The following is a 13,493-nucleotide window of genomic DNA, read 5'->3' on the forward strand; positions in this document are numbered from 1 at the left end:
CGGACCTCCGGTGTGCGTCAGCGGACGAGCCGCGTCAACGTCACGAGGCGCAGAAAGGCTTGATGCCCATCGTGCTTTCGATGCCCGCGAGGACGTGCTGCTTGAAGAACTCGTCGCCCGCCAGCTCCGCATCCGTCCACGCCGCGACATCGTGACCCAGCGTTGTCAGCCACGACTTCGCACCGTCGTAGTACTGGCACCAGCTGACGGGGTGGAAGTCGCTGTGACCGTAGTCCCGCGCCTGGCTCGTGGCCTTGTCGACCTTGAGCAGGAAGTTCACGTTCGTCGGGAACGGATCCAGGTTGTACCACTCGTCCTTGAACTGCCACGTCTGCGGCATGAACGACGTCGACACGTCGCGACCGTTGAGCACCTCGACGGTGCCGTTGCGGTTCGGACCGTGGTTGACGAAGTTCGCGTTGCCGAGCAGACCCTCGTAATAGGCCCAGTCATACTCCGCACCGAACGCGTTGTGGATGCCGACGAAGCCGCCGCCACCGTTGAGGTACGCCGTCAGCTCGTCCTGCGCTGCGTCGTTGAACGTGTCGCGGTTACCGCTCAGGTTGATCACCGTGTGATACCGCTCAAGGTCCTTGAACTCCGCCAGATCCTCGGTGTAATCCACCGCGATCCCGCGCTCCTCGACCCACGACTTCAACGCAGCCTGAGCCACATTGTTCGCACCCAACGGCGGGTTCAAACCCGCCGGCAACGCCGAACCCAGATGCGCGTGACGAGGACCAGCCGTACGGCTCCAGATCAGAACCCGCTTCTGCTCACCCTCGACCCACCCATTGCCACCCTCGGCATTGAAGCACTCAGGATCGATACCACGACACACACCGTAATAGCCTTCGTATGCAGCCGTCGTGGTGGCGGTGAACGCCTCACCCTCGCGCGCGCCGGTCGCGGTGACCGTGACGTTTCCTGCGAGCATCGGCGACGTCCTGGAGTTGAGCGAGACCGCCACGGTCTGGCCGGGCTTGACGTTCTTGAAGGTCTTCGAGCCGAAGGCGGCGTCGACCTTGATCGTGACGGGAACGTTCGAGGGGTTCCGGGCCGAGACGGAGACGTAGGCGTTCTTGCCCAGCGCGCGAACACTTGTCGTCACTTCGGGCTCATCGCTGGCCGGAGCGCAGAAACTGCTGATGCCCATCGTGCTTTCGATGCCCGCGAGGACGTGCTGCTTGAAGAACTCGTCGCCCGCCAGCTCCGCATCCGTCCACGCCGCGACATCGTGACCCAGCGTTGTCAGCCACGACTTCGCACCGTCGTAGTACTGGCACCAGCTGACGGGGTGGAAGTCGCTGTGACCGTAGTCCCGCGCCTGGCTCGTGGCCTTGTCGACCTTGAGCAGGAAGTTCACGTTCGTCGGGAACGGATCCAGGTTGTACCACTCGTCCTTGAACTGCCACGTCTGCGGCATGAACGACGTCGACACGTCGCGACCGTTGAGCACCTCGACGGTGCCGTTGCGGTTCGGACCGTGGTTGACGAAGTTCGCGTTGCCGAGCAGACCCTCGTAATAGGCCCAGTCATACTCCGCACCGAACGCGTTGTGGATGCCGACGAAGCCGCCGCCACCGTTGAGGTACGCCGTCAGCTCGTCCTGCGCTGCGTCGTTGAACGTGTCGCGGTTACCGCTCAGGTTGATCACCGTGTGATACCGCTCAAGGTCCTTGAACTCCGCCAGATCCTCGGTGTAATCCACCGCGATCCCGCGCTCCTCGACCCACGACTTCAACGCAGCCTGAGCCACATTGTTCGCACCCAACGGCGGGTTCAAACCCGCCGGCAACGCCGAACCCAGATGCGCGTGACGAGGACCAGCCGTACGGCTCCAGATCAGAACCCGCTTCTGCTCACCCTCGACCCACCCATTGCCACCCTCGGCATTGAAGCACTCAGGATCGATACCACGACACACACCGTAGAACGGGTCGATGACAGGCTCGGAAGAGGGACTACTCGCCGCCGCCGCACCACCGGTCAGCAAACCAGCCCCGAGAGTCGCCGCAGCGAGAAGCGCGACCCCCGAGAGTTTGAGGGATTTCATGTGATCTCCTTTGATCGATCGGGCTGACGCCTCGGGCGCGTCTGCATGCTGGGCCCAGGCTCGACGCGAGAGTATGACGCGGCGCGCGAGCGTCGCAAAGGTCGTTCCACCCAGTAAGCCGCTGGCGTCTCGTGCCCCGGACGCTCACCCGCGGGTGTGGGAACGCCGCCGATCAGCGCGGAAGGCTTCGAGATCGACGACCTCACGGCTCACGGCAGAATGGTGCACGGCCTCGATCAGCGCGAGCGTGCGCGACGCATCCTCGACCGAGACGAGAGGTTCTGCAGCCTTCTGCGCGACGTCGATGAAGTGGTCCAGCTGCGCTTCGAAGGTGTTCTTCGGCTGCACCGGCAGGTACGTGCGCGACAGCGGGAAGTGCCAGTTCGGCGAGACGTCGGCGCCGTAGGTGTACTGCGCGAGATCGGGTACCGACAACGCGCCGGTCGTGCCGGTGACGCGGTACGCGACGCCACCGGGCAGGAAGGGAAACTGCATGGACTCCTCGGTCGATTGATCCCAGCCCCAGGGAGAGACACCGGCATCCGTCGCGAGGAAGCTGCCGAGCGCGCCGTTCTCGAAGCGCACGGTCACCGCCGCAGAGTCCTCCACGTCGAGTCCGCGCGTCGCCGAGCTCAGCATCGCGTGCACCTGGACGATCTCGCCGCACACGTGACGAAGCAGGTCGAGGTCGTGCACGAGATTGATGAACGTGACACCCGCTCCGGGGCGGCGGTGCCAGTCGATCTCACTGAAGTACTCGTCTTCTTTGCGAGCCGCCCACATTCCGCTGACGCCGACGATGTCGCCGACCGCTCCATTCGCCAGCGCTTCGCGGGCCCGCGCGATGGCCGGGTGGTGACGGCGGTGGTGGCCGACGAGGAGCGTCCCCTGCTCACGTTCGACCGCTTCGATCAGGCGAAGCGATTCCACGTAGCTCGTCGCGACGGGCTTCTCGAGCAGAACCGCGACGCCCCGCTGCATGCACGCGATGGCGGAGTCGACGTGGAACTGGTTCGGATTGACGAGGATGACAGCCTCGACGTCCGTATCGCCGAGGAGCTCTTCGAGATCGCGGTAGGCGGCGCACCCGACGCCGCCCAGGTCGGCGATCGGATCCGCGACTGCGACGAGCTGCGCCCGCTGTGATCGGCGCACGAAGTCGATGTGCTGTCGGCCCATGAATCCGATCCCCACGATGCCGATGCGCAGGGGTGATGGTGCGGTCGTGGTGCTCACGGCAACTCCTCTATCCAGCAGATTCCGTCGGGATTGCGACCGACGGCGACCTCACGGGTCACTTCGCCCCGGTCGAGGTCCACTTCGACGACGACTTCGTCGTGCTGACAAGCCGAGTAGGCGCGGCGAGTCTGTGCGTCCAGCACGATCATCTGCGGGCCTCGCGGCACGCCGATGACGTTCTGGATGTGCCCCGACTCTGGGTCGAGCACCGCGATCGCGTCGTCGTGTCGCAGCGCGACGACGATCGAACCGGTGGTCGTGATCGCGGCGCCGAATCCGATTCCCGGCAGATCGATCCAGCGGCGCACCTCAGCGGCCGCGGTGTCGATGACCGCCAGGCGCGGACGTCGTTGGTCAGCGGTGTACGCCGTGCCCCCGTCAGATGAGAGCACGATGCGGTTGATCCGCTCAGCGACGGGGACGACCGCGCGCGGTGCGCGCGTCTCGAGGTCGAGGACGCTGATGCTTCCCGGCTCGACGTTGGCCGTGCAGCCGATCCCGCCATCGGCAGACAGCGCGAGCATGTGCGCGTGCGGTGCGCCGGTGCGGATGCGACCCCGCACCTCGAAGGTCTCGGCGTCGAGCGCGAGCACCTCGTCCGTGAGCTCGGCCGTGACGTACAGGGTGGAGCCGACGAACCGCGCGCAATGCGGGCGTGCCGGTGCGCCGAGATCGATCGTGGCCACGCGCGCTCGGGTGACGAGGTCGATGACATCGATGGTCCGACCATCGGTTCCCGTCTTTCCGACGCCCGCGTCGCTGTAGATCGGGACCACCGCCCGGCGGCCGTCCGGGGAGACGGCGACTTCGTGCCCGGTGGTTCCACTCAGTGGAACGGTGCCGACCATGCGCTCGGATGAGAGGTCGACGAGCCCCAGCGTCTCATCCGCTTTGTTGACGACGAGAACGGCACCGGCACGCCCTGGAGAACCGCTCATCGCCGCGGAATTCCGCGCGTGCCGCAGGCGGGGCGGCGGGTGGAGTGACGTGGCATGGTGCTCGGGCTCTCGATCTCGGTGGTGCTCCGCACGATAGTGCCGCCGCCGCCACTGCCCGCGCCGCGGTCGGGTGACCGGCGTGTTCGGAGTTCGTGCGAAGCGACCACGGGCGCGCCGCAGCGCATCCAGTCGGGCGTGGGGTCGCGCACGTCGCCGCGGAGATGGGTATCTCCCGCACGACGGCGGCGGTGGTGGCGTCGATTCCGGGAAAGTGGTCCCCGTGCACGCCGCGATCGACGACCACTCCAGACTCGCGTACGTCGAGGTCAGTACATCTAGGCCGTCTGCTGACAACTACCCGAAGTCGCCGGGCGCCATGTCTGCGAAGCGCGAGAAGTGGCCCTGGAAGGCGACCGTGATCGTGTCGGTGGGACCGTTACGGTGCTTGGCGACGATGAGGTCGGCCTCACCCGCACGAGGGCTGTCCTTCTCGTACGCGGCCTCGCGGTGCAGGAGCACGACCATGTCGGCATCCTGCTCGATCGAGCCTGATTCACGCAGGTCGGACAGCGCGGGCTTCTTGTCGGAGCGCTGCTCGGCGCCGCGGTTCAGCTGCGACAGGGCGACGACCGGCACACCGAGCTCTTTCGCGAGGAGCTTGAGCGCACGCGAGAACTCCGAGACCTCTTGCTGACGGGACTCGACGCGCTTACCCGACGTCATGAGCTGCAGGTAGTCGATGACGACCATCTTGAGCCCGACGCGCTGCTTAAGCCGGCGGCACTTGGCCCGGATCTCGACCAGGGTCATGTTGGGGGAATCGTCGATGTACAGCGGGGCGTCGTTGATGCGCCCGCGGGTCGCGGCGATCGTCGTCCAGTCGCGGGAGTCGAGGGTGCCCTTGCGCATCGCCTGCAGTGGGATCGCGCCCTCGGCGCTCATGAGACGCATCGCGATCTCGCTGCGACCCATCTCGAGCGAGAAGAGGATCGTCGGCATGTCGTGCTTGATCGCCGCCGAGCGGGCGAAGTCCAGAGCGAGCGTCGACTTACCCATCGCGGGCCGCGCCGCGATGATGATCATCTGCCCGGGGTGCAGTCCGTTCGTCAGCTGGTCAAGACCCGCGAACCCCGTGGGGATGCCGGTCATCTGACCATCGCGCCCGCGCGCTGCCTCGATCTCATCGACGGCGGCATCGACGGCGATCGTGAGCGGGACGTAGTCTTCGGCGACCTCGGCACCGGTCACCGAATAGATCTCTGCCTGCGCGCTGTTGACGACGTCGACGGCTTCGCCCTGGCCCGAATAGCCCATCTGCACGATGCGGGTGCCGGCCTGAACGAGACGGCGCAGCAGCGCCCGCTCGGACACGATCGAGGCGTAGTACCCCGCGTTCGCGGCCGTGGGCACGATCGAGGTGAGCGTGTGCAGGTAGTCCGCACCACCGGCGCGCTGCAGCTCACCTGTCTTGATCAGCTCGTCGGTGACCGCGACGACGTCAGTCGGTTCGCCGTGCGAGTAGAGCGTGAGGATCGCTTCGAAGATCAGCTCATGCTTGGGGATGTAGAAGTCGGCGCCGCGCAGTGTCTCGATGACATCGGCGACGGCATCTTTCGACAGGAGCATTCCGCCCAGGGCGCTCTGCTCTGCAAGCAGATCGTGCGGGGGTGTGCGCTCATGCTCACGGGGGCCTCCGAGACGTTCCTCAGAGATGTCCGCGATCGACATGCGCTACCCCTTCTGCGCGTGAACGCGCGTCACCCACCTGCTCGATGACCACGCTATGGAGGGCCTCCGACACTCGCAAACCGGCCTGTGGATAACTGTGTGGAGAGTGGGCAGGAAACGCCGTGACCCTTGTGTACAAGTCCTGTGGAGAACTTTCGCCACCCGGGTGATTTTATGGACGAATAGTCCAACTGACCAGGGGTTTCAATTTCCACAGCCTGTGGACAAAGATGTGGTTCAGGTAGGCGTTGAAGGTTGCGAGGTTGTACACAGTTCACCCCGAATCGCAACTCGAGAACGCGCCGGGTCAGAGGCCATTTTCCGGTTCGGTCGATCGGCACCGGCGCAGACACAGTGCGAAAGACCTCGCCGGGTCCATCGACAGCCGATGCGGTCTCGGGTACGGTCGGACACCCAGGCACCCTCAGACGCGTTCAACCGGACGCGCACGACGTTCTTATCTCGGGAGATGAACGTGGAGACCGTCACCTGGAGCGAGCCGCGCAGGCTCGCTCGCGCAACGCTGATGGGCATCAGCGCTGCGTTCGCGGGCGCGGCGGTCTCGGTGTTCTTCGGGCTCGGTGCATCCGATGCGCACGCGTCCACAGATGACGAACGCAGTCTGACGGGTGCCCTGAGCAGTCTCATCGGCGGCACGACGGACGCGCTCGGAGCAACTGTGTCCGGCGTGACGTCGACGGCGTCCGACGTCGTCGAATCGATCGTCGATGTCGCGCCCGCACCGGTTCAGAAGCCCGTCCAAGCCGTCGGCCAGGCGGTGGACACGGCCGTCACCACCGTCACGACCCCCGTGCAGCAGGTCGTCTCGAGCGGCGTCGTGAGCGCCGTGACGACGCCGGTCGTCGAGGTGCTCACCGACGTTCCCGTCGTCGGGACCGTCGTGTCAGGCCTCGGCGTCGACGAGGTCGTCACGTCCATCGGCACCGGCGTCGATGACGCACTCGACACCACGATCGAAGCCGTTTCTGGTGTCGGCCGCGCCCTCGCCCCCGCTCCCACCCCGCCCTCACTCGACCACGTCGAGCCCGCCGCATCCCCCGCCGTCACCTCGACCGCGGCCGCTTCAGACGCCCAGAACGCGCCCGCCCACCTGGGATCGACGGCCTACGCAGCCGGCCCGCAGGTTCACGCCGCGGCATCCGCACGGGTCTTCGCCGCACCTGCTCCCGCGACGTCGAGCGCCTCGTCGGCCTCGCCCAGCGGGCATGCCCCACCCGGGTTCACAGGCGACCCCTGTCCTTCTCTCGCTTCGTCTTCGGGACCCGCCGGTGCGGGTTCCGGCGCCTGGGCGCTTGCCGCCCTCCTGCCTCTCGCCGCACACCGTGCCTGGGTGCGACGGGCCGGGCCGGGGGACGACAACGCGCCACCGGCGCCCGCCGACCCCACCGACGCTTCGCCCGATTGAGTCGAGCTCTGCCGCCCCCGGCGGCGAGCATCCTCGCGCGCATTCGCGTGCACCATCCGACTCACTCGAAAGAAGACATCATGAACACCTTCATCAAGCGCGCCCTGTGGGGCACGCTCCTCGCCGGCGGCGTCACGCTGCTGGGCGCAACCGCCGCCACCGCGGCGGAGACAACCGGAGACGACGGTCTGCTGTCCGGCACGCAAGCCCTCGTCGGCCTCTCGCTCCCCATCACGATCGACGGAACGTCGCTCTCGCTGCTCGGCGACTCGACGGCCTCGACCTCGGCCGCTCCCGCCACCTCGGCACCCGAGGCCGTCGCGGCTTCGACAAGCGGGACGGATGCCGCCGCGTCGGGCACACAGGCGCTCGTGTCCGTCGCGGTGCCGATCACGGTCTCGGGCAACGCCATCTCGGTGCTCGGCGACAGCGGTTCGGCGGCGTCGGAGGCACCTGCGGCCCCGGCTGCGGAGCGCGCACCCGCGGATGCAGTGACCACGAGCGGTGACGACGGGGCGCTGTCCGGCACGCAGGGCGCCATCTCTCTCGATCTGCCGATCGACGTGCGCGGCAATGCCATCTCGGTGCTCGGCGACAGCCGGTCCGAGGCCGCGGCGACGCCCACGGCCCCGGCCGGGACCGACACCACACCCGCTGCAACCACCGGCGGGCGCGACGGCATCGCATCCGGCACGCAGATCGTCGCACCCGTCGCGCTGCCCGTCACCGCGACCGGGAACGCCATCTCGGTGATCGGTGACAGCGCCTCGGTCGGATCAGCGACGACGGGCACGTCTGCCGGCGCCGCTGTCACGCCGCTGACCTCGGGGATCGACTCGCTGCTCGGCGGGACGCAGATCGTCACTCCCGTGGCACTGCCGATCACACTCGGCGGCACCGCGATCTCGGTTGTCGGTGACAGCACGTCGGAGACGCCATCGACGCCGACTGACCCGGGCACGCCCGGACCGCCCGGCACCACCAGCACGCCCGGCATCCCCGTCACCACCCCGGGAACGTCCGGAACCCCGATGGCCCCGGCACGCGCCCGCTCGATCGTCACGGGTTCGGTCGCTGGGGCTGACGGACACATGCTGGCCGAGACCGGCGGCGCATCGCTGCTCCCCTTCGCGGGCGCGGCACTTGCGCTCTTCGCGGCGGGAGGCGTGCTTCTCGTCGCGCGTCGACGCAGCGCCTGAGCTGTGAGGGAGGGCCGCGGCCCGCGGGCCTTCCTCACCCCACCTCGCCCGCGCAGCAGGGACTGTGCCTGAACTCTGTTTCGCGGGCGACGGACCGAGCGGAAACGACGGATGCCGCACCCCCGTGGGGATGCGGCATCCGTTCTCGACCGATCGGTGCGGGTCTCGATACGTCGTCTGCGACGACTGCTCGACCTGGACCTGATCTACTTTGCGGCGACCACCTGGAGGGTGATCACGGCGGTGAGGTCATCACGCAGGCGAATCGTCGCCTCGTGCTGGCCGACCGACTTGATCGCCGAGGTGATGTGGATCTTGCGCTTGTCGAGGTCACCGAGACCGGCGGCCTTGACGGCGTCAGCGATGTCACCGGTCTTGACCGAGCCGAACAGGCGGCCTTCGGCTCCGGCCTTGACGGGCAGACGCACCGTGTTGGACTCAAGGGCGTCCTTGAGTGCGACGGCCTCTTCGTGGTCGTGGATCGCGCGCGATTCACGGGCCGCGCGAATAGACGCGACCTGCTTCTCGCCACCGCGGCTCCACGCCACTGCGAAGCCCTGGGGGACGAGGTAGTTACGGGCGAACCCGTTCTTGACCTCGACCACGTCACCGGCGCTACCGAGCCCGGCGACCTCATTCGTAAGAATCAGCTTTGCCATCGGATGCCCCTTAGCGGCCAGCGCCGGCGTAAGGCAGGAGCGCCATTTCGCGCGCGTTCTTGATCGCCTTGGCGATCAGACGCTGCTCCTGCACCGAGACACCGGTGATACGACGAGCACGGATCTTCCCGCGCTCCGAGATGAACTTGCGAAGAGTGGCGACGTCCTTGTAATCGATGACGCCGACACGGATCGACTTCGCGGGGGCAGCGTTCTTCGCGCCCTTCCGCGGCTTCCGGCGATCGCCGGTTGCCTTTCCAGCCATGGTGTTTCCTTTACAGAGTGAGAAAAGTTGTTGCCGTGACCCGGTCTTGACCCTTCACAGAGGTCAGGGACCGGGAGGCGGCATCAGAACGGGGTGTCGTCGCCGTAGGACGAACCGGGCGTCGCCCAGGCATCGCCGCCAGCGGCACCGCCGGCAGCATTAGAGGAACCGGGGGTCGCCCACGGCTCTTCCGCCACCTGCGCGGGGCGCGACTGTCCGCCGCCACCGCCGCCACCGAAGTTGCCACCACCGCTGCCACCGCTCGCGGCGCGCGTGACCTGAGCCGTCGCATAGCGCAGCGACGGTCCGATCTCGTCGACCTCGAGTTCGATCGCGGTGCGGTTGTTGCCCTCACGATCCTGGTAGCTGCGCTGCTTCAGGCGGCCGGTCGCGACGACCCGCATGCCCTTGGTCAGCGAACCGGCCACGTGCTCGGCGAACTCGCGCCACACGCTCGCGCGGAGGAACAGCGCTTCGCCGTCCTTCCACTCGTTGGCCTGGCGGTCGAAGTTGCGCGGCGTCGACGCGATCGTGAAGTTCGCGACGGGGAGCCCGTTCTGCGTGTAACGCAGCTCGGGGTCCGCCGTGAGGTTGCCCACGACGGTGATGATCGTCTCGCCGGCCATCGCCGTTACGCCTTCGCGGCCTTGGCCGGAGCAGCGGCCTTCGCGGGAGCGGCCTTGGCGGGAGCAGCAGCCTTGCGGGCGGCCTTCTCGTCGGCGCGCTGCTTCTCGGAGGCGATCATCGCGATGGCCTCTTCTGCGCGGAGGACCTTCGTGCGCATGATGCGCTCGTCGAGCTTGAGCTGGCGGTCCAGCTCGTGCGTCGCGTCACTCGTGGCGGTGAAGTTGACGACGGCGTAGACGCCTTCGGTGTGCTTCTGGATCTCGTAGGCAAGACGGCGGCGGCCCCAGATGTCGACGTTGTCGACAGTGCCACCGTCGTTCGTGATGACCTTGAGGAACTTCTCGAGGTTCGGAGCGACCTGGCGCTCGTCGATCTCGGGGTTCAGGATCACCATGAGCTCGTACTGGTGTGTGTGCGTCACTAACCCACCTCCTTCGGACTAGAACGGCTGCGAGGAATCTCCTCACAGCAGGAGGGTGTGGTGCACGTCATCCGACTTACCGCGCATCGAACGCGAACGGACAACCCTCCTATGCTACCGGATGCCGCGCCACGGCGCAGTGCCCGGCCTGACGGCACGCCCGGCGACCGTGCGGGGGACGCAGCGACACGCCCGGTAGCGTGGGCGGGGCGTGACCCAGGGAGGACGGATGTCGCTGCATCACCCACAGGAATCGACCTCGTTCGACGCCCGCCCACTCGTCGAGCCCGTGGACCGCGACGAGGTGCGCGCGTTCACGCACCGGCTTCGGGCGACGGGAGCGCTGCGCGGAGCGGGACTGGGCAGTGTCGGTGGGATCGTCGCGGTCGCTGCCGTCGCGATCATGATGCTGTTCTCGGTGTCGACGACCGCGACCGCCTTCCTCACGTCGGCCGTCTCGGGCAACGCGCCGCCGTGGTTCGTCGCGGTCGGCGCGACGGTCTTCATCGTGATCGTGCTGGGCATCGTGGCGGTGATCGTCACGGTGATCGCGCGCTCAGTCGGCAGCGGAGCCGCGGCCCGCCGTTATCGACTTGACCGCTTCGCGCAGGCGAACGGCATGGGATACCTGCCGACGCTCGCCAATCCGCGCCTGCCCGGAATGATCTTCGGTCTGGGCTCGTCGCGGCACAGCCTCGACCTCGTGCGCGGGACGCATCCGAGGTTCGTTGAGTTCGGCAACTACCGCTTCACGACCGGCTCGGGCAAGAACCGCAGAACGCACGCGTGGGGGTACGTCGCCGTCAAGCTCGACGTGCCGCTGCCGCACATCGTGCTCGACGCCCTCGGCAACAACGGGCTGTTCGGGTCGAACCTGCCGACCTCGTTCGACAAAGACCAGCGCTTGAGTCTCGAGGGCGACTTCAACCACTACTTCTCGCTGTACTGCCCCACCGGCTACGAGCGCGACGCGCTCTATCTCTTCACGCCCGACATCATGGCCCGGTTCATCGACAACGCCGCCGCGCTCGATGTCGAGATCGTCGATGACTGGCTGTTCCTCTATGCCAAGCGAGACTTCTCGACCCTCGACCCGGCGACATGGGCGTGGCTCTTCTCGGTCGTCGGCGCCCTGCTCGACAAGCTCGCGCAGTGGGAGCGCTGGCGTGATGACCGCCTGGCCGCCTCGGCCATCGCCCCGCACGACGACCTGCCCTTCGCCGCACCGCCCAGCGCGCTTCGCCCGCCCCCGGGTGTCGCCACCGAGGGACGCCGGCTGAAACGCGGCATCCCATGGGCGGTCATCATCGTCGGGGCCGTCATCGTGCTGATGTGGTCGCTGCCGCAGATCATGAGCTTCATCTGGGCGTTCCTCGGACGCTGAGGCTCACCCGATCCCGACCCGGCGACGGTGCGCCGCGCGGGAGGGCCCGCTCAGGCGCGGTCCGCCCACCATGCGCGCAGACGCCGCTCGGCCTCGTCTTCGCCCAGCACACCCTCGTCGAGCCGCAGGTCGAGGAGGAACCGGTACGCCTCGCCCACTTCGGGCCCGGGTCTGAGGCCCAGGATCGCCTGGATCTGATTGCCGTCGAGGTCGGGCCGGATCGACGCGAGCTCCTCCTGTGCCGACAGCTCGGCGATGCGGCGCTCGATGTCGTCGTAGGCGTTGCGCAGTCGCGTGGCCTTGCGTCGGTTACGCGTCGTGACATCGGCGCGCGTGAGGATGTGCAGGCGTTCCAGTTGGGGGCCCGCATCGCGCACGTAGCGGCGGACGGCGGAGTCGGTCCACGCCCCCTCGGAGTATCCGAAGAACCGCAGGTGCTGCTCGATGAGCTGCGTCACGCTCGAGATCGTGTCCGAGTCGAAGCGCAGCGCCTGGAGGCGCTTGCGCGCAAGCCGGGCGCCCTTGACGTCGTGGTGGTGGAACGTGACAGCGCCCCCGGGCTCGAGCCGCCGGGTCGCGGGCTTGCCGATGTCGTGCAGCAGCGCCGCGAGCCGCAGGGCGACATCGGGGGCGGCATCCGGATGACGCTCGTGCTCGAGGTCGATCGTCTGCTGCAGCACCGTGAGGGAGTGCTCGTAGACATCCTTGTGGTGATGGTGCTCGTCGACCTCGAGCTGCAGGGCCGGGATCTCGGGCAGGAATTCGGCCATGAGCCCGGTCTGCACGAGAAGTCGGATGCCCCGTGTCGGATCGTCGGTCTGCAGCAGTCGCACGAGCTCGCCCTGGATGCGTTCGGGGCTGACGATGGCGAGCGTGGCGCGCAGTTCGGTGATCGCCGCAACCGTCGCGGGATCGACCTCGAAGCCGAGCTGCGACGAGAACCGCGCGGCGCGCAGCATGCGCAGCGGGTCGTCGCCGAAGCTCACGTGCGGGTCGGACGGTGTGCGCAGAACCCCGCGCACGAGGTCTTCGACGCCGCCCGTCGGGTCGATGAGCGTCTGCGACGGCACGCGCAGGGCCATGGCGTTCACGGTGAAGTCGCGGCGCACGAGGTCGGCCTCGATCGTGTCGCCGAACTCGACGGTGGGCTTGCGGGTGACCCCGTCGTAGCTGTCGGCCCGATACGTCGTGACTTCGACCTGGTCCCCGGCGACCTTGGCACCGATCGTGCCGAAGGCGCGGCCGATGTCCCACTGCGCCGTGCTGATGGGCTTGATGATTCGGAGGATGTCGTCGGGGCGCGCGTTCGTCGTGAAATCGAGGTCGTTCGTCTCGCGACCGAGCAGCGCGTCACGCACCGGCCCGCCGACGATCGCGAGGTCGAACCCCGCGTCGGCGAAGACGCGCGCGAGCGTCGAGACGACGGGAGACTCCGCGAGCGCGGCCAGGCGCGCGACACCGTCGGCCATATTGAGCATGGGTTCGAGCCTACCGAGAGCGGTGCGCGGCGTCCGTCGCGCCATCACCGCGACGAAAGCCCCGCGCGTCCGC

12 protein-coding genes are annotated in these 13,493 nt (G+C 67.6%); 3 read left to right on the forward strand and 9 right to left on the reverse strand.

Going from position 1 to position 13,493, the window contains the following annotated elements; translation table 11 throughout:
- Positions 1–40: 40 nt before the first annotated feature.
- From AC25YV_RS09695 to dnaB, 4 genes are all read right to left on the reverse strand, one after another.
- Complete coding sequence (locus AC25YV_RS09695; protein WP_488123638.1) at positions 41–2,056, reverse strand: ThuA domain-containing protein; 2,016 nt, start codon at positions 2,054–2,056, stop codon at positions 41–43.
- A 144-nt stretch (positions 2,057–2,200) separates the two neighbouring features.
- The gene (locus AC25YV_RS09700) at positions 2,201–3,292 is read right to left on the reverse strand and encodes a Gfo/Idh/MocA family protein (RefSeq protein WP_488123639.1); all 1,092 of its coding nucleotides are present in this window, start codon (positions 3,290–3,292) and stop codon (positions 2,201–2,203) included.
- Positions 3,289–4,233: a YncE family protein gene (locus AC25YV_RS09705; RefSeq protein WP_488123640.1), complete on the reverse strand. Its 945-nt coding sequence runs from the start codon at positions 4,231–4,233 to the stop codon at positions 3,289–3,291. Before AC25YV_RS09705 ends, AC25YV_RS09700 begins: the two co-directional genes overlap by 4 nt.
- Positions 4,234–4,587: 354 nt before the next feature.
- On the reverse strand, positions 4,588–5,961 hold the full coding sequence (gene dnaB / locus AC25YV_RS09710) for a replicative DNA helicase (protein ID WP_376129058.1): 1,374 nt from the start codon (positions 5,959–5,961) through the stop codon (positions 4,588–4,590).
- Positions 5,962–6,430: 469 nt separating this feature from the next.
- Here dnaB and AC25YV_RS09715 point away from each other — a divergent pair, with 469 nt between their 5' ends.
- Both AC25YV_RS09715 and AC25YV_RS09720 read left to right on the forward strand, forming a co-directional pair.
- Positions 6,431–7,387 carry a hypothetical protein gene (locus AC25YV_RS09715; protein ID WP_488123641.1) on the forward strand — a complete coding sequence of 319 codons (957 nt, stop codon included), beginning with the start codon at positions 6,431–6,433 and terminating at the stop codon, positions 7,385–7,387.
- An 80-nt stretch (positions 7,388–7,467) separates the two neighbouring features.
- Positions 7,468–8,586, forward strand: a complete 1,119-nt coding sequence (locus AC25YV_RS09720) for a chaplin family protein (RefSeq protein WP_488123642.1) — start codon at positions 7,468–7,470, stop codon at positions 8,584–8,586.
- Positions 8,587–8,792: 206 nt separating this feature from the next.
- Here the strand turns inward: AC25YV_RS09720 and rplI are convergent, their stop codons facing one another.
- The 4 genes from rplI to rpsF form a co-directional block, all read right to left on the reverse strand.
- The gene (rplI, locus tag AC25YV_RS09725; protein WP_488123643.1) at positions 8,793–9,245 is read right to left on the reverse strand and encodes a 50S ribosomal protein L9; all 453 of its coding nucleotides are present in this window, start codon (positions 9,243–9,245) and stop codon (positions 8,793–8,795) included.
- 10 nt (positions 9,246–9,255) lie between these two features.
- A complete protein-coding gene (rpsR, locus tag AC25YV_RS09730) occupies positions 9,256–9,510 on the reverse strand; it encodes a 30S ribosomal protein S18 (protein WP_045276591.1) in 255 nt (84 codons plus the stop codon).
- 83 nt (positions 9,511–9,593) lie between these two features.
- The gene (locus AC25YV_RS09735) at positions 9,594–10,136 is read right to left on the reverse strand and encodes a single-stranded DNA-binding protein (RefSeq protein WP_488123644.1); all 543 of its coding nucleotides are present in this window, start codon (positions 10,134–10,136) and stop codon (positions 9,594–9,596) included.
- Positions 10,137–10,141: 5 nt separating this feature from the next.
- A complete protein-coding gene (gene rpsF / locus AC25YV_RS09740) occupies positions 10,142–10,531 on the reverse strand; it encodes a 30S ribosomal protein S6 (protein ID WP_488123813.1) in 390 nt (129 codons plus the stop codon).
- 238 nt (positions 10,532–10,769) lie between these two features.
- On the opposite strand from rpsF, the gene AC25YV_RS09745 reads away from it, so the two are divergent.
- A complete protein-coding gene (locus AC25YV_RS09745) occupies positions 10,770–11,942 on the forward strand; it encodes a hypothetical protein (RefSeq protein WP_488123645.1) in 1,173 nt (390 codons plus the stop codon).
- 50 nt (positions 11,943–11,992) lie between these two features.
- On the opposite strand, the gene AC25YV_RS09750 is transcribed toward AC25YV_RS09745, so the two are convergent.
- Entirely contained in the window at positions 11,993–13,420 is a 1,428-nt protein-coding gene (locus AC25YV_RS09750) for a CCA tRNA nucleotidyltransferase (protein ID WP_488123646.1), read from the reverse strand.
- Positions 13,421–13,493: the final 73 nt, after the last annotated feature.

The sequence above is a fragment of the Microbacterium sp. Y832 genome, from assembly GCF_057669765.1.

Bases quoted from the DNA above. Each gene is read 5' to 3' on its own strand.
- AC25YV_RS09695 (WP_488123638.1), bottom strand. From the start codon at position 2,056: ATGAAATCCCTCAAACTCTCGGGGGTCGCGCTTCTCGCTGCGGCGACT.
- AC25YV_RS09705 (WP_488123640.1), bottom strand. From the start codon at position 4,233: ATGAGCGGTTCTCCAGGGCGTGCCGGTGCCGTTCTCGTCGTCAACAAA.
- dnaB (WP_376129058.1), bottom strand. From the start codon at position 5,961: ATGTCGATCGCGGACATCTCTGAGGAACGTCTCGGAGGCCCCCGTGAG.
- AC25YV_RS09715 (WP_488123641.1), top strand. From the start codon at position 6,431: ATGAACGTGGAGACCGTCACCTGGAGCGAGCCGCGCAGGCTCGCTCGC.
- AC25YV_RS09720 (WP_488123642.1), top strand. From the start codon at position 7,468: ATGAACACCTTCATCAAGCGCGCCCTGTGGGGCACGCTCCTCGCCGGC.
- rplI (WP_488123643.1), bottom strand. From the start codon at position 9,245: ATGGCAAAGCTGATTCTTACGAATGAGGTCGCCGGGCTCGGTAGCGCC.
- rpsR (WP_045276591.1), bottom strand. From the start codon at position 9,510: ATGGCTGGAAAGGCAACCGGCGATCGCCGGAAGCCGCGGAAGGGCGCG.
- AC25YV_RS09735 (WP_488123644.1), bottom strand. From the start codon at position 10,136: ATGGCCGGCGAGACGATCATCACCGTCGTGGGCAACCTCACGGCGGAC.
- rpsF (WP_488123813.1), bottom strand. From the start codon at position 10,531: ATGGTGATCCTGAACCCCGAGATCGACGAGCGCCAGGTCGCTCCGAAC.
- AC25YV_RS09750 (WP_488123646.1), bottom strand. From the start codon at position 13,420: ATGCTCAATATGGCCGACGGTGTCGCGCGCCTGGCCGCGCTCGCGGAG.